Annotated in this window: 19 protein-coding genes and 1 pseudogene; 15 read left to right on the top strand and 5 right to left on the bottom strand. The window is 58.9% G+C overall.

The genetic code is table 11. The features are described from left to right. Positions 1-70: 70 nt before the first annotated feature. Positions 71-1,210 (bottom strand): glycosyltransferase, encoded by a 1,140-nt coding sequence (locus MWU53_RS14080; protein WP_247094288.1) that lies wholly within the window; start codon positions 1,208-1,210, stop codon positions 71-73. Between the two features lie 200 nt (positions 1,211-1,410). On the opposite strand from MWU53_RS14080, the gene MWU53_RS14085 reads away from it, so the two are divergent. The 15 genes and pseudogenes from MWU53_RS14085 (at position 1,411) to MWU53_RS14155 (ending at position 15,673) form a co-directional block, all read left to right on the top strand. Further along, entirely contained in the window at positions 1,411-2,019 is a 609-nt protein-coding gene (locus MWU53_RS14085; RefSeq protein ID WP_247094289.1) for a sugar transferase, read from the top strand. Positions 2,020-2,027: 8 nt separating this feature from the next. After that, positions 2,028-2,945, top strand: coding sequence for a methionyl-tRNA formyltransferase (locus MWU53_RS14090; protein ID WP_247094290.1), 918 nt, complete (start codon positions 2,028-2,030; stop codon positions 2,943-2,945). After that, positions 2,942-3,646 (top strand): PIG-L deacetylase family protein, encoded by a 705-nt coding sequence (locus tag MWU53_RS14095; RefSeq protein WP_247094291.1) that lies wholly within the window; start codon positions 2,942-2,944, stop codon positions 3,644-3,646. The genes MWU53_RS14090 and MWU53_RS14095 overlap by 4 nt, the downstream gene beginning before the upstream one ends. 11 nt (positions 3,647-3,657) lie before the next feature. Beyond that, the gene (locus MWU53_RS14100) at positions 3,658-4,821 is read left to right on the top strand and encodes a DegT/DnrJ/EryC1/StrS aminotransferase family protein (RefSeq protein WP_247094292.1); all 1,164 of its coding nucleotides are present in this window, start codon (positions 3,658-3,660) and stop codon (positions 4,819-4,821) included. Between the two features lie 11 nt (positions 4,822-4,832). Next, positions 4,833-5,648 carry a metallophosphoesterase family protein gene (locus MWU53_RS14105; RefSeq protein WP_247094293.1) on the top strand — a complete coding sequence of 272 codons (816 nt, stop codon included), beginning with the start codon at positions 4,833-4,835 and terminating at the stop codon, positions 5,646-5,648. 167 nt (positions 5,649-5,815) lie between these two features. Beyond that, positions 5,816-7,024, top strand: a complete 1,209-nt coding sequence (locus MWU53_RS14110; RefSeq protein ID WP_247094294.1) for an aminopeptidase P family protein — start codon at positions 5,816-5,818, stop codon at positions 7,022-7,024. 388 nt (positions 7,025-7,412) lie between these two features. After that, entirely contained in the window at positions 7,413-8,513 is a 1,101-nt protein-coding gene (locus MWU53_RS14115; RefSeq protein ID WP_247094295.1) for an ABC transporter ATP-binding protein, read from the top strand. Positions 8,514-8,629: 116 nt separating this feature from the next. After that, positions 8,630-9,736 carry an extracellular solute-binding protein gene (locus tag MWU53_RS14120; protein ID WP_247094296.1) on the top strand — a complete coding sequence of 369 codons (1,107 nt, stop codon included), beginning with the start codon at positions 8,630-8,632 and terminating at the stop codon, positions 9,734-9,736. Between the two features lie 114 nt (positions 9,737-9,850). Further along, positions 9,851-11,125, top strand: coding sequence for an ABC transporter permease (locus MWU53_RS14125; protein WP_247094297.1), 1,275 nt, complete (start codon positions 9,851-9,853; stop codon positions 11,123-11,125). A 20-nt stretch (positions 11,126-11,145) separates the two neighbouring features. Next, positions 11,146-11,982: pseudogene (locus MWU53_RS14130) on the top strand (ABC transporter permease); the annotation flags it as partial. Positions 11,983-12,218: 236 nt separating this feature from the next. Then, positions 12,219-12,851 carry an ATP-dependent Clp protease proteolytic subunit gene (locus MWU53_RS14135; RefSeq protein WP_247094298.1) on the top strand — a complete coding sequence of 211 codons (633 nt, stop codon included), beginning with the start codon at positions 12,219-12,221 and terminating at the stop codon, positions 12,849-12,851. A 135-nt stretch (positions 12,852-12,986) separates the two neighbouring features. Then, on the top strand, positions 12,987-14,255 hold the full coding sequence (gene clpX, locus MWU53_RS14140) for an ATP-dependent Clp protease ATP-binding subunit ClpX (RefSeq protein WP_247094299.1): 1,269 nt from the start codon (positions 12,987-12,989) through the stop codon (positions 14,253-14,255). 186 nt (positions 14,256-14,441) lie between these two features. Next, a complete protein-coding gene (locus MWU53_RS14145) occupies positions 14,442-14,813 on the top strand; it encodes an NADH:ubiquinone oxidoreductase subunit NDUFA12 (protein ID WP_247094300.1) in 372 nt (123 codons plus the stop codon). A 45-nt stretch (positions 14,814-14,858) separates the two neighbouring features. Further along, entirely contained in the window at positions 14,859-15,317 is a 459-nt protein-coding gene (mlaD, locus tag MWU53_RS14150) for an outer membrane lipid asymmetry maintenance protein MlaD (protein ID WP_247094301.1), read from the top strand. Continuing rightward, positions 15,314-15,673, top strand: a complete 360-nt coding sequence (locus MWU53_RS14155; RefSeq protein WP_247094302.1) for a DUF2155 domain-containing protein — start codon at positions 15,314-15,316, stop codon at positions 15,671-15,673. The genes mlaD and MWU53_RS14155 overlap by 4 nt, the downstream gene beginning before the upstream one ends. Here the strand turns inward: MWU53_RS14155 and aat are convergent. The 4 genes from aat to MWU53_RS14175 form a co-directional block, all read right to left on the bottom strand. Further along, positions 15,637-16,287, bottom strand: coding sequence for a leucyl/phenylalanyl-tRNA--protein transferase (gene aat / locus MWU53_RS14160; RefSeq protein WP_281501430.1), 651 nt, complete (start codon positions 16,285-16,287; stop codon positions 15,637-15,639). The genes MWU53_RS14155 and aat overlap by 37 nt on opposite strands. Positions 16,288-16,293: 6 nt before the next feature. Continuing rightward, on the bottom strand, positions 16,294-17,646 hold the full coding sequence (gene accC / locus MWU53_RS14165; protein WP_247094304.1) for an acetyl-CoA carboxylase biotin carboxylase subunit: 1,353 nt from the start codon (positions 17,644-17,646) through the stop codon (positions 16,294-16,296). 10 nt (positions 17,647-17,656) lie between these two features. After that, on the bottom strand, positions 17,657-18,148 hold the full coding sequence (gene accB / locus MWU53_RS14170) for an acetyl-CoA carboxylase biotin carboxyl carrier protein (protein ID WP_247094305.1): 492 nt from the start codon (positions 18,146-18,148) through the stop codon (positions 17,657-17,659). A gap of 128 nt (positions 18,149-18,276) precedes the next feature. After that, positions 18,277-18,723 (bottom strand): hypothetical protein, encoded by a 447-nt coding sequence (locus MWU53_RS14175; protein ID WP_247094306.1) that lies wholly within the window; start codon positions 18,721-18,723, stop codon positions 18,277-18,279. Positions 18,724-18,801 lie beyond the last annotated feature (78 nt).

Here is an 18,801-nt window from a genome sequence, read left to right on the forward strand (position 1 = left end):
GCCACCCAAATTCGTCCAGTTCCTAACTTTCCCCAAGGAGCGGGACGCCGTTAAAATCATGTCTCTGCGTCTAAAATTTCACAGAGCGTGCGCGGTCATAAGCCGCATAATGACGATCGACATAGATCGCTGTCGAAAAATTCTTTGTCACGCGTTCCCGCGCTAGTTTCCCCAAGGTTGCCCTAGCCACAGGGCCTTCGTCAATGAGTTCTGCAACCGCAAGTGCTTGTTTTTCTGGCTGTGCGGGCGGAACAACGCGCCCTGTGTCACCCACAAGCATGGCGCAATCGCCGACATCCGTGACCACGCAAGGAACCTCGGCAGCCATGGCTTCGGATACCGCAAGGGGAAAGGCTTCGCCCCAGGCCGAGGACAACAGGAAGATGTCAAAACCGGGCACAATGCGGTGAATGTCGGGGCGCGTCTCGATGATGCTGACCCGGTCCGAAATGCCCAGATCCTGTGCGGCTTGGTCGGCTAAACTGCCGTGGTGGCCTTCGCCCACCAGTACCGCATGCACGTCATGGCCCATCTCGGCCAGCTGCGCCGTGGCCTTCACCATGGCAACGTGATCTTTCATCGGATGATTGCGCGCGACGTTCCCGATGATCAGGCGCCCTTCGGGAATGCCTGCGATTTCGGATAGGCGCGCACGGGCGTCGGGGTCGGGTTTGAACACCTCTGTATCGACGGCATTTGCAATCAGCTCGACCCGGTCGGGGCAGAATCCGATGGCCTCGTGCTGTTGTTGCGAGACGCCCGAGCAATAGGTGATCAACTCGATTTTCCGCGACAGTGCGGCCATCATTCGGACAACCATTTGGGTCGACCGTTTCTCGTTCTTGATGTCTTGAAGCGAATGATGCACTGCCCAGACTTGCGTGGCTCGCTGGCGCTTGGGCAGCAATTTCAGCCCGGCCCAAGCCGCAAGACAACCATGATACATCCAGCCATGCACCACATCCGGGCGCGCGTCACGTAGCATGCGCCGCAGACGCCACAGCGCACCAAGAGTGATCCTTCCCGGACGTAGCCCAAGATCGGTCACCTCAACCCCCAAGTCCTCGATCTGCGACGCGACCGAACCGGGGGGCACCAACGATATCACGGAATGCGACTGCGCATCATCTTTCAAAGCAGATAAATATCTTTGCAACATAATTTGAGCGCCGCCGACATCCGTGGTTGTGACGACATGAATAACTTTCATGGGGCAAGCTTGCATGGAATCTGAATGTCTGGCAAGCTTCATTCATTACGTATGTGCATGTTGGGGCGGGATTTTCTGGTTCAAAGCCGTTTTGGTGTCGCGTTGGGTATTTTGTTCCAACAGGGATGCGACCGCGGTGCTTCGGTGTGCTCTGACAACTTCTTTTCGCCTGTTTCAGGCCCTTGATTGCTGGACACTTAATGAATCGATTGCTCGAGATTTTGATCTGCCTGTGCATGTTGGTGGTTGCCGTGCCCCTCTGCGCGGTGACCTATCTGATCGTCGTCAAGGCCCTCGGCCATCCGGTGATGTTTCGCCAGACACGGGCGGGGAAGGGCGGTGTGCCTTTCGACGTGATCAAGTTTCGAACCCTCACGGATGACCGCGACGAACATGGCATTTGGTTGCCGGATGAAGAGCGTCTGACCCCCGCCGGGAAATTCCTGCGCCGCACGCGGTTTGACGAGCTTCCGCAGCTATTCATCATTTTGGCGGGCCGCATGGCACTGGTCGGCCCCCGTCCGCTGATGGGCGAGACAATCGACGGGTTCGGTGCGGATGGGATCAAGCGCGGGTCGGTCCGACCGGGCCTGACCGGATGGTCTCAGGTCAGCGGAAATACTGCGCTGAACGATGACGAGAAGCTGACGCTGGATCTGTGGTATGTGGCCCATCGCACGACCGCGTTAGATTTTCGTATTCTGGTCGAGACGATCGGTGTTGCCCTGTTCGGAGAGCATCGGCGCGAAGATCGGATCGCGGCGGCAGAGCATTGGGGAAGCACATTAAACGCGCAGGCCCAAGCATGACGTCCGGCATGAAGATTGTTTTGGTCGGCGCGGTGGAAAGCACCCAGATTGCCCTGAATGCGCTTTGTACCTCGGGCCACGCGCCCGCAATGGTCGTGACCTTGCCGCCCGAGCTTGCGCATCGCCATTCGGATTTTGTCGACGTGGCGCCGCTGGCGCAGGAATATGGCTGCGCCCTGCATCTGACTGGCAAAAGTGACAGCGCAGAAACGATCTCCGCCATCCGTGCGCTCGACCCGGATTTGGTGCTGGTGATCGGCTGGTCTCAGCTGTGCGGAGCCGAGTTTCGCGCGGTGCCAAAGCTGGGATGCATCGGATTTCACCCCTCGGACCTACCCAAATTGCGGGGGCGGGCGGTTTTGCCGTGGACGATTCTCTTGAGGGAACGGGTTATCGGCACCTCGCTTTTTTGGCTTGGCGAGGGCGCAGATACCGGCCCCATCGCCGCGAAATCACGGTTCGAGGTCGACCCCGAGACGATCACCGCGCGGGAACTTTATGACCGCCATATGGAGGCGCTCGCTGACATGTTGCCCCCGCTGATGGAGCGCATCGCGTCAGGCGACGTTCCCCGCGTTCCGCAGGACGAGGCTGGGGCCAGCCTATGTGCCTTGCGTCGGCCCGAGGATGGATTGATCGACTGGACCACCCCCGCCGCCGACATTCACCGCCTGATCCGCGCAGCGGGCCCCCCTTATCCCGGCGCGTTCACCCATGCGGCGGATGGGACCAAGCTGGTGTTGACGGCTGTCCGCCACACACCGCGCGCGGGCTACTATATCGGTCTGCCCGGGCAGGTGCAGGACATCGATGGGCGAACCTTTACGGTCGCATGCGGTGACGGAAACTGCATTGATATTCTTGATTGGCAGGGGGCGGAGGCGCCTCCGAAATTACATAGTAAACTTGGAAAGATGACGACATGAGCACGCTTGCCTCGACCGCATTTGGCGGCGATCCCAAAGCACCGGTCCTAGTGATTGCCCCCCATCCTGATGACGAGGTGCTGGGCGTCGGCGGCACCATCGCGCGGCTGGCCGACGAGGGACGCGAGGTGCATGTGGCGGTGGTCACCAAAGGGGGGCTGCCGCTCTTTACCGAAGACATGACCGCCCGCGTCCGGGCCGAGGCCCGCGCCGCCCATGATCATCTGGGTGTGGCCAAGACCCATTGGCTGGATTTCCCCGCTGCCGAACTGGCCGAGCATCCGCATGGCGGGTTGAACGCTGGCCTTGGCAAGCTGGTGCGAGATCTGGCGCCTGGGCTGATTTTCGTCACTCATCCCGGCGACATTCACATGGACCACCAGCTGTCGTTCCTGTCGACGCTGGTCGCCAGCCGACCGCATCAGCAGGATTATCCGACCACGATTTTGGCCTATGAGACGCTGTCGGAAACCAACTGGAATGCGCCCTATCTGACGCCCGCTTTCGTGCCGAACGTGTTCATCGACGTCACGGAAACGCTCGAGCGCAAGCTGGAGGCGTTCCAGATGTTTGCGAGCCAGGTGAAAGAGCCGCCGCATGAGCGATCCGTCAACGCCTTGCGCGCTTTGGCGACCTTGCGCGGGGCCACGGTGCATCGCCACGCGGCCGAGGGTTTTGTCCTTGTGCGCAGCGTGATCTGAGGGAGACACCCATGTCCAACTGGCCCGTATTCGATGAAGAACAGATCGCTGCCGTGACCGAGGTTTTGCGCTCGGGCAAGGTGAATGCGTGGACTGGCCCAGATGTGTGGGCCTTCGAGGAAGAGTTTGCCGATTGGTTCGGCGTGCCGCACGCGATTGCGATGGCCAACGGCACCGTCACGCTGGACGCGGCCCTGCATGTATTGGGCCTGAGTGAGGGCGACGAGGTCATCGTCACGCCCCGCAGCTTCATCGCGTCTGCCAGCTCGGTGTCCCTGAAAGGCGGCGTGCCGGTCTTCGCGGATGTCGGCCCAGACAGCCAGAACATTACGGCGGACACCATTGCACCCCTGATCACGCCCCGCACCAAGGGGATCATCCCGGTGCATCTGGGCGGCTGGCCCTGCGATATGCCCGCCATCATGGATCTGGCGCGGGCGCATGACCTGTGGGTGATCGAAGATTGCGCGCAGGCGCATGGTGCAATGATTGGTGATCAGCATGTGGGTAGCTTCGGCACCTTCGGGTCATTCTCGTTCTGTCAGGACAAGATCATGTCCACGGGTGGCGAGGGCGGCATACTGACCACAAACGACCGTGACCTCTGGTCCAAAGCGTGGAGCTTCAAGGACCACGGCAAGGATTATGATGTGGTGTTCAACACCGTGCACCCTCCGGGCTTTCGTTGGCTGCATGGGGCCGGGCCGGGGACGAACCTGCGTATGACAGGGCCGTCTGCGGCCATTGGACGGGTACAGTTGAAACGTCTAGCGGACTGGCGCGCGCATCGTGCGGCGAACGCAGGCATTCTGGCGCAAGCTCTGTCAGAATTGGAAGCGATCCGCGTGCCGAAATTGCCGGATGACATGACCCACGCCTATTACCGTTTCTATGCCTTCGTACGCCCCGAAGCGTTGAAAAACGACTGGAGCCGCGACCGCATCATCGCCGAGGTCTCGGGCGCGGGGTTCCCGATATTCTCGGGCAGTTGTTCCGAGATCTATCGCGAAGGCACTTTCACGCGCTATGGTCTGGGACCAGACGCGCCGCTTCCGGTGGCGCGGGAATTGGGCGACACTAGCTTGTGTTTCTTGGTGGATCCGACGTGGACCACAGAGCGCACGCAGGACTTGGGTGACTGTTTGCAAACGGTGGTCGTGAAGGCGACACGGTAAGAAAGGGTGGAATGGGAACGTTTCTAAGCAACCTGTTTCAGAAGTTCGGGGGCGGCGCCGCGTTCGACGCGCCATTGGCCCCGGATCAGCCTTTTATGGTGATTGGCGATATTCACGGACAGCTTGAGGCGTTGGATGCCACGCTGGATCGGATCGCAAAAGATCCTGCCCACGCTGAACTGCCCCTGGTCTTTGTCGGAGACTATATGGATCGCGGCCCGCACAGTGCAGGGGTGCTGAACCGGTTGATGGGGCTACAGGCCTCGGACCCGCGCGACATCACTTGTCTGCGTGGCAACCACGAACAGCTTTTGCTGAACTTCCTCGACAACCCGCCAATGAACGCGCCGGTTTGGTTCGCGAATGGCGGGCTTGCCACGCTGAACAGTTTTGGCATCCGCGCCACGAAACTGGACATGCGCGGAGAGCGTGTTCTGATGGTGCGCGAGCGGTTGAAGATGGAGCTGGGGGACGAGGCTTTATCTTTCCTGCAGGCGCTGCCCACTGTCTGGCAGACCGGGAATGTCGCCGTGGTGCATGCGGGGGCCGACCCTGCCACGCCGATCGCCGACCAAGACGAGGATGTGCTGATCTGGGGGCATGCAGATTTCAGAACGCGACCGCGCGCTGACGGGGTCTGGGTCGTGCATGGTCACACGATCGTACCCAATGTGATGGTCCGTCAGGGGAGGATCTCGGTCGATACTGGGGCGTTTCAAACGGGTGCACTGCCAGCTGTGTCTGTCTCATCGGACGGCGTTCAGGTCGTGGGGCGGGGGGGCAGTCTGCGGATTTGGCCCGCCGAGGACACGCACGAAGCCAGTTGACAGAACCGTCTTTCACGGCCACAACTTCCCCATCCGCAGCGATGGCGTCGCTGCCCTGTGTGCCACATGCACACCGGTCCGGAGATCAACTGCCCTGGACGCCGGGGAGTTTGGTTGGCCGGGCATATTCCTACACATCCCGGCCTCGGAAGATGGAGAGATGTGATATGTCACGCCCTCAGTACTTTGTTTGTGAAAACGGTGAAAAAGCCCCGCTGCCCTTCTCGGATGCGGAATATGAACGTCGCTTGACGGGGCTGCGCAAGATCATGGCCGCGCGCGGTGTGGAAGCGGTTGTGTTCTCTTCGATGCACAACATCGCCTACTACTCTGGCTTTCTATATTGTGCCTTTGGCCGCCCCTATGCGCTGGTCGTCACGGCGGATAGGTCGACCACGGTGTCGGCCAATATCGACGCAGGCCAGCCATGGCGCCGCTGCTACGGTGACAACGTCATCTATACGGATTGGGAGCGCAACAACTATTGGCGCGCGGTGAAAAACCTTGTCGGCAATGCCAAGTCGATCGGGATCGAAGGCGACCACATGACCTTGGCGCAGCGCGGACTGGCAGAAGAGTTCCTGTCTGACAGCAGCTTCACCGACATCGCTGGCGACACGATGCAGGCCCGCATGATCAAATCGGCCGAGGAAATCGCGCTGATCCGTGAAGGGGCGCGTATCGCTGATGTGGGCGGTGCCGCCATCCACGATGCGATCCGTGTCGGAGCCCGCGAAATTGACATCGCAATGGCTGGTCGCGACGCGATGGAGTTGGAAATCTCGCGTGCCCATCCCGACAGCGAAATCCGCGATAGCTGGGTCTGGTTCCAGTCGGGGATCAACACCGATGGCGCCCACAACCCTGTGACCACGCGCAAGCTGGAAGGTGGCGATATTCTGTCGCTGAACACCTTCCCGATGATCTCGGGTTATTACACTGCGTTGGAGCGTACCCTGTTTGTAGGCGAGCCGGATGCGGAAAGCCTGCGCATCTGGGAGGCCAACGTCGCCGCGCACGAGCTGGGGATCAGTCTGATTAAACCCGGCGCGACCTGCTCGGGTATCACGGCCGAGATCAACAAGTTTTTTGAGGCCGAAGGGCTGCTTCAGTATCGGTCGTTTGGCTATGGTCACTCGTTCGGTGTGTTGTCGCATTACTATGGCCGCGAGGCCGGGTTGGAGCTGCGCGAGGACATCGACACGGTGCTGGAACCCGGCATGGTTGTATCGATGGAGCCGATGCTGTTCCTGCCGGAAGGCACAGCCGGTGCGGGCGGCTATCGCGAGCATGACATTCTGGTCGTCGGAGAGGACGGCGCCGAGAACATCACCGGTTTCCCCTATGGTCCGGGTCATAACATTATTTCGCGATAGGTGAAGATTCTGGCGCAAAAACCTCATTGCAGGTCGCTTAACGGCTAAACCACGACAATAATAATCGTCAAACTATCTATATTCGACGAAAAATGTCGTGGGCATAGCGTTACCATGACCCAACGGCAGGGCGGGAATCATCGCGTGACAAGCCCTGTTTGCAAAAAGCCGTTTCGCCGGAAAATACGGCGAAATGGCACCTCAAGACAGGAAAGGCCAGACCGAACATGTGAAGGGAAGAGCGGAACGTCGAAGTGCTTGATAGAGCCGTCGAAAAGCGCATCTTCCGGTGGAATGGGGTGAATAAAGTCGAATTGACTGTTGAATTCGTTCATTTCTTCGTGTTGGCTGGTGTGTGAAAAAAAAGAACATAGACCAGGGGGGTCACTTGGCTGAAGCTGTAACCGACGACGGATTTGTCGTTTTCGATCGTGTCCAAAAAAGCTACGACGGCGAAACATTGGTCGTAAAAGACCTGAACCTGTCGATTGCGAAGGGCGAGTTTCTTACCATGCTCGGGCCGTCTGGATCCGGGAAAACCACCTGCTTGATGATGCTGGCCGGTTTCGAGACCGCAACCCACGGTGATATCCGCCTGGGTGGTCAACCGATCAACAACATTCCACCGCATAAGCGCGGTATTGGCATGGTGTTCCAGAACTATGCGCTGTTCCCGCACATGACGATTGCCGAAAACTTGGCCTTCCCGCTGGAAGTGCGCAAGATGGGCAAATCCGAGCGTGAAGAGAAGATCAAGCGTGCATTGGACATGGTGGAAATGGGCTCATTCGGCGGGCGCCGTCCGTCGCAATTGTCCGGTGGTCAGCAGCAGCGTGTTGCACTGGCCCGCGCGCTGGTGTTCGAACCTGAACTGGTTTTGATGGATGAACCGCTGGGCGCGCTGGACAAGCAACTGCGTGAAAAAATGCAGTTCGAGATCACCGATCTGGCACATAATCTGGGCATCACTACGGTCTACGTGACCCACGATCAGACCGAAGCTCTGACCATGTCGGATAACGTCGCTGTGTTTGACGATGGCCGCATTCAGCAGCTGGCGCCGCCGGATCTTCTGTACGAAAAGCCGGAGAACAGCTTCGTCGCGCAGTTCATCGGTGAAAACAACACCTTGGAAGGCGTCGTGACCGAGATCGCGGGCGATACCTGCGTGGTCCGTCTGGATGACGGGGAAGAGCTGGACGCCACCCCGATCAACGTCTCGAAAGTGGGCGAGCGCACCAAGGTGTCGATCCGTCCCGAACGTGTCGAATACAACAAGGAACGCCTGCAGGAAGGCGCCCATACGCTGAAAGCCGAAGTGCTTGAGTTCATCTATATGGGTGACATTTTCCGCACCCGCCTGCGCGTTGCTGGCAATGATGAGTTTATCATCAAGACCCGTAACGCCCCGGATGTGGAGCGTCTGAAGCCGGGCCAGCAGATCGAGATCGGCTGGCTGCCGCAGGATTGCCGCGCGCTGGACGCATAAACAGAATTGCTACGGGGGCGTGGCAACACGGCCCCGGGCATCTTGCCAGGGAATTGCCATGCAGCCCGTCATGCAGTTCCGACCAATCAAACGGGATAACTAGGGAGAATTAAAGTATGAAACTTGCGAAGATGTTTATGGCCACCTCGGCCCTGACGCTTGCCGGTAACGTGGCAACCGCCGAGGAAATGGCCAACGAACTGACGCTGGTGTCCTGGGGTGGTGCCTATCAGGCCAGCCAGGTGAAGGCCTATGTCGAACCGTATCTGGAGATGCACCCCGAGGTTAAAGTGACCTGGGACGAAAGCTCGGGCGAAGCCGTTGCGAAACTGCGTGCCATGAACGAAACCGGCAACGTCACTTGGGACCTTGTTGACGCCGTTGCTTCGGATTCGATGCGCCTGTGCGACGAAGGTCTGGCTGAAGAAATCAACCATGACGAAGATCTGGCCGCTGCCCCCGATGGCACCTCGGCTTCGGATGACTTCGGTGACCTGCTGGTTTCGGACTGCTTTGTACCGCAGATCGTTTACTCGACCACCTTCGGCTATCGTAAAGATCTGGTTGGCGACACCAAGCCTGACAGCGTTTGCGCGATCTTCGATCTGGACACTTGGCCGGGCAAGCGCTCGCTGCAGAAGCGTCCGATCGACAACATGGAATGGGCTCTGTACTGCGACGGCGTTGAAAAAGATGCCATCTATGACACGCTGGGCACTGACGAAGGCGTAAACCAGGCGCTGGCCAAACTTGACACCATCAAAGATCAGGTTGTCTGGTGGACTGCTGGTGCAGAAACCCCGCAGCTGCTGGCTGACGGTGAAGTTGTCTTCGGTTCGACCTTCAACGGTCGTCTGTTCTCGGCCATCGCCGAACAGAACCAGCCGATCGAGATGCTGTGGGACATGCAGTCGTTTGACCTTGACGGTTGGATTGTTCCTGCTGGTCTGCCCGCAGACCGCAAAGCACGCGTCATGGACTTCCTGAAGTTCGCGACCGACACTCAGCGTCTGGCTGATCAAGCTGCCTACATCTCGTACGGTCCGGCCCGTGCATCGTCGGCCCCGATGGTTGGCAAGCACGCCGAACTGGGCATCGACATGGCTCCGCACATGCCGACCGACCCGGCAAACTCGGGCAACGTACACGTGTATGACTACGAATGGTGGGCAGACAACCGTGACGATCTGAACGCAAAGTTCGAAGCTTGGCTGGCCAAGTAATCTGACGTCGAAGGGGGCCTTCGGGCCTCCTTCACCCCCTTATTTTAAATATCTGATTTGTTTGTCAATTTACCTGACTGAAACCAAGAAACGGCAACAGCCGACAGGGAAGATATGAGCGATATGACCGACACCGGCGGCCCGGTACTGGCCGCAGATGGAACACCGCTGAAGCGTAGTCTGGCGCGGGCGCTGCGACGGCAGAAGATGCGGGCCTTGATGCTGATTGCGCCACTTTTGCTGTTCATTTTGATCAGCTTCATTCTGCCCGTTGCAGATATGCTCTATCGGTCGGTTCAAAACGGGATCGTCACTGAAACGCTGCCGCGGTCCGTTGTGGCCTTGGCTGACTGGGATGCCAAAAGTGGCGACCTTCCATCCGAGGCAGTCTTCGCAGCCATGGCTGCCGACCTGAAAGAAGCTGCGGCCGCCAAGACCCACACGAAGGTCGGCACGCGTCTTAACTATGAAAATCCAGGTATCTCATCGTTGTTCCGAAAGACCGGGCGCAAGGCCAAGAAATTTGACCTTGAGAACGGTGGACCTTGGAAAGAAGCCCTGATTGACATCAATGAAGGGTGGGGCGAGCCGGACAACTGGCGCACCATTCAAACGTACTCTCCGCCGGTGACTGCAGGTTACTTTCTGAACGCTGTCGATATGCGTGTTGGACCGGATGGCGCAGAAGCCCGTCCTGAAAGTGAGCAGATTTACATGAATCTGCTGAAACGGACGCTGTGGATGTCGTTGACCATTACGGTGTGCTGCATTCTGCTGGCCTATCCTGTTGCGTGGATTTTGGCCAACCTGCCAATGCGCCAGGCAAACATGCTTATGATCTTGGTATTGCTTCCCTTCTGGACGTCGCTTCTGGTGCGTACTTCTGCTTGGAAGATCCTTCTGCAGCAGCAGGGTGTGATCAACGATATTCTGGTTTGGATTGGCTTGGTCGATGACAGCGCAAGGCTTGTCATCATCAACAACCAGTTCGGCACGATCGTGGCGATGACCCACATTCTGCTGCCGTTCATGATCCTGCCGATGTATTCGGTGATGCAGACCATTCCGCCCACCTATCTGCGCGCAGCTAAAAGCCTTGGCGCAACCGACTGGACGGCGTTCTGGCGGGTCTATTTCCCGCAGACAGTACCGGGCATCGGTGCGGGTTCGATCCTCGTCTTCATTCTGGCGATTGGGTACTACATTACGCCGGCCTTGGTCGGTGGTACGAAAGGCACGTTCATCTCGAACCAGATTGCCTTCCACATCTCAAGTTCTCTGAACTGGGGCTTGGCCTCGGCGCTGGGTGCTATTCTTCTGGCGGTCGTTTTGGTCCTGTACTGGGCCTATGACAAGATCGTCGGCATTGACAACGTGAAGCTGGGGTAACGGACATGGCTCTTCCATCATATGCAAGCACCGGCCAGCGCATCTGGTACTACACATTCCGTGTAATCTGCGGGTTGATCTTTTTCTTCCTGATTGCGCCGATCGCCGTCGTTATCCCTCTGAGCTTTAACTCGCAGGATTTCTTCACCTTCACGAAAGAAATGCTGAGCTTCGATCCGGCAGGGTATTCGCTGAAGCACTATCGTGACTTCTTCTCGAACCCCGACTGGCAGGATGCTTTGTGGAACTCGGTCAAGATTGCGCCTACTGCGACGCTGCTGTCCGTATCGCTGGGCACCTTGGCCGCCATCGGTCTGAGCCAACCGCACGTGCCCGCACGTCGCGCCATCATGGCCACGCTGATCTCGCCGATGATCGTGCCGCTGATCATCTCGGCAGCTGGGATGTACTTCTTCTATTCCCGCATCGGTCTGGCCGGCACCTATTGGGGCGTTGTTCTGGCGCACGCCGCGCTGGGGATCCCCTTTGTGATCATCACCGTGACCGCAACGCTGGTGGGCTTTGACCGCTCGCTGACACGCGCGGCGGCGAATATGGGCGCAGATCCAGTGACCACCTTCTTCCGTGTGCAGATGCCGCTGATCCTGCCGGGCGTGATCTCGGGTGCGCTGTTTGCCTTCATCACCTCGTTCGACGAAGTGGTTGTGGTGATCTTCGTGGGTTCGGCCAAGCAACAGACGCTTCCGTGGCAGATGTTTATTGGCCTGCGCGAGCAGATCAGCCCGACCATTCTGGCGGTAGCCACGATCCTGGTCGTCATCTCGATCGCGCTTCTGACCACGGTTGAGCTTCTGCGCCGCCGGTCCGAGCGCCTGCGCGGGATGTCTCCGGGCTGAGGGTTGCAGAAAACTTAAAAAGATCAGGCGCCTATATGGCGCCTTTTCTTTTGCAAATTGTTGTTGTGACGGCGCGCGCAAGAGGGATTTATTAACCGTTTTCCGGCAACTCTGTCGGAAATGTGTGACCGAGTGCGCAGCCGGGTCGTTTCGGCCCCTTGCAGCCCCCCAAACACACGACTAGGTTGGCATCAGGTGCCCAGAACGGGCTTTGGCGCGAAGAGAAAGCAGGCGACATGCACGATCCGATTGATACCTATATGAACACCCTTGTCCCGATGGTGGTCGAGCAGACCTCGCGCGGGGAGCGGGCTTATGACATCTTCTCGCGCCTGTTGAAGGAACGGATCATTTTCCTGTCCGGCCCGGTGCATGACGGCATGTCCAGCCTGATCGTGGCGCAGCTTCTGCACCTTGAGGCTGAGAATCCGAACAAAGAGATCTCGATGTATATCAACTCGCCCGGTGGTGTGGTGACCTCGGGCCTGTCGATTTATGACACGATGCAATACATCAAACCCAAAGTGTCGACCCTGGTGATCGGTCAGGCCGCGTCGATGGGATCGCTGCTGTTGGCCGCAGGTGAAAGCGGCATGCGCTTCTCGCTGCCCAATTCGCGCGTCATGGTGCACCAGCCGTCCGGCGGCTATCAGGGCCAAGCGACGGACATCATGATCCACGCTCAGGAAACCCAGAAGCTGAAGGATCGCCTGAACGGGATCTATGTGAAGCATACCGGCCAGAAGATGGAAGCCGTGGTCGAAGCGCTGGAGCGTGACAACTTCATGGACCCGCAGGACGCCAAAGACTGGGGCCTGATTGACGAGATCGTCGAGAACCGTGCCAAAGGCGACGACGCTGAAGCCTGATCTTGAGGGGCCTGTCATGGGCCCGTCAAAAAGCTGATTGTACCTGTTCCATCCCTGGCCTAAGCTGGGGATAGGGGCAAAAGACCGCCCGGAAGGGCTTAACGGGGTCGGTATCCGGCCGAATGGGACTGGACTATGGCGAATAATTCCTCTGGTGACAGCAAGAACACGCTCTACTGCTCGTTCTGCGGTAAAAGCCAGCACGAGGTGCGCAAACTGATTGCGGGCCCGACGGTGTTCATCTGCGATGAATGTGTTGAGCTGTGCATGGATATCATCCGTGAAGAAACCAAGTCGTCGGGGCTGAAAACTTCGGATGGGGTTCCGACACCGCAGGATATCTGTCAGGTTTTGGACGATTACGTGATCGGGCAGGGGCATGCCAAGCGCGTGCTGTCTGTGGCGGTTCACAACCATTATAAACGTCTGAACCATGCCGCCTCCAACGGCGACGAGATTGAGCTGGCGAAGTCCAACATCATGCTGATCGGCCCGACAGGCTGCGGTAAGACGCTGCTGGCCCAGACGCTGGCGCGCATTCTGGATGTGCCGTTCACCATGGCTGACGCTACCACGCTGACCGAAGCCGGTTACGTGGGCGAGGACGTGGAAAACATCATTCTGAAGCTGCTGCAGGCATCCGAATACAATGTGGAACGTGCGCAGCGCGGCATCGTCTATATCGATGAGGTCGACAAGATCACCCGCAAATCGGACAATCCCTCGATCACCCGCGACGTATCGGGCGAGGGTGTGCAGCAAGCGCTGCTGAAGATCATGGAAGGCACTGTGGCCTCGGTTCCGCCGCAAGGTGGCCGCAAGCACCCTCAGCAGGAATTCCTGCAAGTGGACACCACGAACATTCTGTTCATCTGTGGTGGCGCCTTCGCCGGTCTGGACAAGATCATCGCGCAGCGCGGCAAAGGTTCGGCGATGGGCTTTGGTGCTGACGTGCGTGAGAACGACGACCGCGGCGTGGGCGAACTGTTCAAAGAGCTGGAACCGGAAGATCTGCTGAAATTCGGCCTGATCCCGGAATTTGTTGGCCGTCTGCCGGTGATTGCAACGCTGGAAGATCTGGACGCGGAAGCTCTGGTCACAATCCTGACTGCACCGAAGAACGCTCTGGTCAAGCAATACCAGCGCCTGTTCGAACTGGAAGACGCACAGCTGACCTTCACCGAAGACGCGCTGAAAGCCATCGCGAAACGCGCCATTGAGCGTAAGACCGGTGCACGCGGGCTGCGCTCGATCATGGAAGACATCCTGCTGGACACGATGTTCGACCTGCCGGGCCTTGAGAACGTGGACGAGGTGGTCGTGAATGACGAGGCGGTGACCTCGGACGCCAAGCCGCTGATCATCTATGCGGACACCGCGAAGGAAGAAGTGACCGCCAGCTAAACGCGCGTGAACTGATTCCCAAAAGCATTACAAAGCCATCGCCGTGCGCGGTGGCTTTTCCTTTTGCGACCTGCCTACGTGCGAAACTGGCTTCAAATCGCGCAAGGATCGTGGATTAGAGGGCAAAGCTCTGGACCTTCGGCCTGCCATGGGCCATATCAAGTGTAAGAAATTTCGGAGATCGACATGCGGCTTCTTTCGCTTCTGACATGGTACCACAGTGAGACGATCGGAACCTGGCTGTTCACCCGCCGTAAAGGCGTGAAAGTCGGGCAAGACGATCAGGGAAACGTCTTCTATCGCAATCAGGACGACAGCCGCCGCTGGGTGATCTATAACGGCGAGCCCGAGGCTAGCCGCGTCAGCCCCGATTGGCATGGCTGGCTGCATCACACGTTCGACAATTGCCCGGAAGACAAGCCGCTGGCCCACAAAGAGTGGGAAAAGCCGCATCAGGACAACCTGACGGGTACGGTGTTGGCCTATGCGCCTGTTGGGTCCCTGCGTCAGGCCGCCCCGGCCGAGCGTAGCGACTATGACGCTTGGCAGCCCGAATAAGCCGGACAAGTCCACCGATCAGCGAGTACACGAGGGTCGTTTCCTATGAGCAATAGCCACACAACCGAGGTCGTGACCGGCAGCATCGTGCTGGTGGTTGCTGTTGGGTTCCTGCTGTATGCGGGCCAGATCGTGGGTCTGTCCGGGACAGGGACGACGAATAGCTATACCGCCTCCTTCCGCACGGCAGACGGTATCTCGATTGGGACGGATGTGCGTCTGGGCGGCGTTAAAGTCGGCGCCGTGACCGACATCACACTGAACCCGGACACGTTCCGCGCGGATGCGGATTTCACGGTGCAGTCGGATGTGGCTTTGCCGGAAGACACCGCCATCATCATCTCGTCCGAGGGGCTTTTAGGTGGCAACTACGTCGAGCTTCTGCCCGGCGGATCGCCTTTCAACCTGGAACCCGGCGCCGAGATTGAAGACACTCAGGGCTCGGTCAGCCTTGTGCAGTTGCTGCTGAAATACGTCGCTGGTGGCGAGGATAGCGCCGAGTGATCCGTGCCGCTGTAACCCTGTCCGCCGCCCTGTTCGCGGCCAGCACGGCTTGGGCTGAAACCGCCAAGGCGTCAGGTGCGTTCTTGCGCGGGTTGGACAAGGTGTCGGGCACGCCCGTGGACTTCAAGATGAATGTGGGCGACACGGTCGAGCTGGGCCGCCTGCGCGTCACGTTGGGCGAATGCCGCTATCCCACCGACAACCCCTCGGGCGACGCTTTTGCGTGGCTGGTGGTGCGCGATGGCAATGCGGAAGAAACCACGTTTGAAGGCTGGATGATCGCATCCTCGCCCGCGCTGAACGCCCTAGATCACCCGCGTTATGACGTCTGGGTGCTGCGCTGCGTCACCGAATAAGCGTCGGGCAGGGGGCGACTTGTCAGGTCGGCCTGACCCTCTAACGCATTTCTTAACAGTTGATGATAGGCCGCGCGTGGGATCTCGACCGCGCCTAAACTGGCCAAGTGCGGGGTCAGGAACTGGGTGTCGAACAGCGTGAAGCCACACGCCCGCAGATGGGTCACCAGATAGGCCAGCGCAATTTTTGACGCATCCCGGCGGCGCGAGAACATGCTTTCTCCGAAGAATGCGCCGCCCAAACTCACGCCATAGACGCCACCGACCAGATCGTCGCCCTCCCACAGTTCAAGCGAATGGGCATGTCCCATCTTGTGCAGCTGTTCATACAGCGCGAAGATCGTGTCGTTGATCCAGGTTTCGTCCCGGTCAGCACAGCCCGCAACCGTCCCCGCGAAATCTTTGTTCAGCGTGACCTGATAGGGCGTGCGGTGGATCGTACGGGCAAGGCTTCGCGAGATGTGAAAGCCGTCCAGCGGGAAGACCCCGCGAAGCTTTGGATCAACCCAGAAGACCTCGGGATCATCGCGCCCTTCAGCCATGGGAAATACGCCCATGGAATAGGCTTTCAACAATAACTCAGCAGTTAAAGGAGGAGAGGTGGGGTGGGCCAATGGCCCTTACCCCATGTTTTCATCCAGCCAGCGTTCCAGCCAGTGGATATTGTAATTACCCGATTGGATGTCCGCCTCGGCCAGCAGCTTGTCAAACAGCGGGACGGTGGTATCGATCCCGTCGATGATCAGTTCCCCCAATGCGCGGCTTAGACGTGCCAGCGCCTCGGGACGGTCGCGGCCATGCACGATCAGCTTGCCGATCAGGCTGTCGTAATAGGGCGGGATCGAATAGCCATCATACAGAGCGCTATCCATCCGTACACCCAGACCGCCGGGGGCGTGGTACTGGGTAATCTTGCCCGGGCTGGGGGTGAAGTTCGGTAGACGCTCGGCGTTCAGGCGCACTTCGATCGCGTGGCCGTTCACTTCCAGATCAGATTGCGCGAAGGACAGGGGGTAGCCTTCCGCCACACGGATCTGTTCCCGAACCAGATCGACACCAAAGATGGACTCGGTCACAGGGTGTTCCACTTGCAGACGGGTGTTCATCTCAATGAAATAGAACTCGCCATCTTCATAGAGGAATTCGATCGTACCAGCACCGGAATAGCCCATCTCGGCAACGGCATTGGCGCAGATCGAGCCGATCCGCTCGCGTTCTTCCGGGCTGATCGAGGGGCCGGGGGCCTCTTCGAAGACCTTCTGGTGACGACGCTGTAGCGAGCAGTCGCGTTCCGCCAGATGCACGCCACCGCCTTGGCCATCGCCAAAGACCTGAACTTCGATGTGACGCGGTTTCTGGAGGTATTTCTCCATATACACTTCGTCATTGCCGAAGGCGGCTTTCGCTTCCGAACGGGCGGTGGAAAATGCTGTGTCGATATCGGCTTCGGTCTCGGCCACTTTCATGCCGCGCCCACCACCACCGGCGGTCGCTTTGATGATGACCGGATAGCCCATCTCGGCCGCAGTCTTGCGCGCGTTTTCGATGTCGGGAACGCCACCGTCCGAGCCCGGAACAACCGGGATGCCCAGTTTGATCGCGGTGTCTTTCGCGGTGATCTTGTCGCCCATCATGCGGATGTGCGCGGCCGAGGGGCCGATGAAAGTGATCTCGTGATCTTCCAGCGCTTTCACGAAGGTCGCGTTTTCTGACAGGAAGCCGTAACCGGGGTGCACAGCTTGCGCGCCGGTGATTTCGCACGCGGCGATAATTGCGGGGATCGACAGATAGCTGTCGGTGCCGGCGTTGGGGCCGATACAGACACTTTCATCTGCCATGCGCACATGCATTGCGTCCACGTCAGCGGTCGAATGCACGGCAACGGTCTTGATGCCCATCTCGCGGGCAGCTCGGATCACGCGCAGCGCAATCTCGCCCCGGTTGGCAATCAGGATTTTATCGAATTGGGCCATGATCCGCCCCTTATTCGATGATCATCAGCGGCGCGCCAAATTCGACCGGCGAGCCATCTTCGACCAGAATGCGGGTTACTTTACCTGCGCGCGGGGCCGGGATCTGGTTCATCGTCTTCATCGCTTCGATGATCAGAACGGTTTGGCCTTCGGACACGGTGTCGCCCACGTTGACAAATGCCGGGCTGCCAGGCTCGGCTTGCAAATAAGCAGTGCCGACCATTGGCGAGGGTACAGCGCCGGGGTGGCTTGCCGGATCATTCGAGGCTGCCGCCGGAGCTTCTGCGGCAGGCGCGGCTGCCGGAGCAGCAGGCGCAGGGGCCGCAGCGACAGGCGCAGCGATCTGTTGAACGACCTCTTTTGCGCGGCTGACGCGCACGTTCAGACTGTCGTTTTCGCCATAGTCGCGCATGACTTCCAGCTCGGTCAGGTCGTTTTCCTGAAGCAGTTTCGCCAGTGCTTCGATGAATGCCACATCGGTGTCGTGATTTTTCTTGGCCATGGGTCCTCGCCCTAGATTGTCTGCCTGTCTATCTATGCAGGCTTTGTGTCTTTGCAACGCTTATAAGACGCTACGTAAGGGGAGAAAAGCAAGAAGGGCGGCGAAATCGGATATTCGCCCGAATTCTGTCAGGAATTCTGGGTGGCCTCCGCGGAAAACGGGTCATTAGACTGGGGCGACGTGTCCTTCTGACGGATCTCGGGCGCAGCTAGCGCTTTTTCCGCGTCGGCGGCCGGTTCAGACTGAGGCGCGCGGTCACCTGACAGCGATCGCGCCAACTCGATCTTCGCCAAACGCTGGTGCAGCGCGCGTTCCATTTCCAGCACATTCATCTGAAAGGTCGGCGGTGGCCCAACCGGCTGGTTCGGATCCGGAGGCGGCTCGATCGCATCGGGTTGTCGCCCTTCGCTCAATGCCTGCGTGTTGCCATGCTCCTGCGTGTTGTGCGGATCCGCGCGGGTTTCGCCAGCGGTCGGCGATTTTTCCACGCGGTTCGGGTCAGGGGCCGGTCGCGTCGGCCGCTGCGCCATCAATGTGGCCTGCGCCCCCAAAGGGGACAGTACTGTAAATTCCATCTTTAGCTCCGTTGACTTCGGAGCCCCCACCACTTGGCAGTTTATTCGGTCAAGTGTTGCCAGAATCTTAAGAATTGG

Origin of the sequence: Aliiroseovarius sp. S1123 (assembly GCF_023015885.1) — a bacterium.
Classification (GTDB): Bacteria; Pseudomonadota; Alphaproteobacteria; order Rhodobacterales; family Rhodobacteraceae; genus Aliiroseovarius.

Bases quoted from the DNA above. Each gene is read 5' to 3' on its own strand.
- MWU53_RS14095 (WP_247094291.1), top strand. From the start codon at position 2,942: ATGAGCACGCTTGCCTCGACCGCATTTGGCGGCGATCCCAAAGCACCG.
- MWU53_RS14110 (WP_247094294.1), top strand. From the start codon at position 5,816: ATGTCACGCCCTCAGTACTTTGTTTGTGAAAACGGTGAAAAAGCCCCG.
- accC (WP_247094304.1), bottom strand. From the start codon at position 17,646: ATGGCCCAATTCGATAAAATCCTGATTGCCAACCGGGGCGAGATTGCG.
- MWU53_RS14105 (WP_247094293.1), top strand. From the start codon at position 4,833: ATGGGAACGTTTCTAAGCAACCTGTTTCAGAAGTTCGGGGGCGGCGCC.
- MWU53_RS14145 (WP_247094300.1), top strand. From the start codon at position 14,442: ATGCGGCTTCTTTCGCTTCTGACATGGTACCACAGTGAGACGATCGGA.
- clpX (WP_247094299.1), top strand. From the start codon at position 12,987: ATGGCGAATAATTCCTCTGGTGACAGCAAGAACACGCTCTACTGCTCG.
- MWU53_RS14175 (WP_247094306.1), bottom strand. From the start codon at position 18,723: ATGGAATTTACAGTACTGTCCCCTTTGGGGGCGCAGGCCACATTGATG.
- MWU53_RS14135 (WP_247094298.1), top strand. From the start codon at position 12,219: ATGCACGATCCGATTGATACCTATATGAACACCCTTGTCCCGATGGTG.
- MWU53_RS14100 (WP_247094292.1), top strand. From the start codon at position 3,658: ATGTCCAACTGGCCCGTATTCGATGAAGAACAGATCGCTGCCGTGACC.
- MWU53_RS14090 (WP_247094290.1), top strand. From the start codon at position 2,028: ATGAAGATTGTTTTGGTCGGCGCGGTGGAAAGCACCCAGATTGCCCTG.
- MWU53_RS14125 (WP_247094297.1), top strand. From the start codon at position 9,851: ATGAGCGATATGACCGACACCGGCGGCCCGGTACTGGCCGCAGATGGA.
- MWU53_RS14085 (WP_247094289.1), top strand. From the start codon at position 1,411: ATGAATCGATTGCTCGAGATTTTGATCTGCCTGTGCATGTTGGTGGTT.
- MWU53_RS14120 (WP_247094296.1), top strand. From the start codon at position 8,630: ATGAAACTTGCGAAGATGTTTATGGCCACCTCGGCCCTGACGCTTGCC.
- mlaD (WP_247094301.1), top strand. From the start codon at position 14,859: ATGAGCAATAGCCACACAACCGAGGTCGTGACCGGCAGCATCGTGCTG.
- accB (WP_247094305.1), bottom strand. From the start codon at position 18,148: ATGGCCAAGAAAAATCACGACACCGATGTGGCATTCATCGAAGCACTG.
- MWU53_RS14080 (WP_247094288.1), bottom strand. From the start codon at position 1,210: ATGAAAGTTATTCATGTCGTCACAACCACGGATGTCGGCGGCGCTCAA.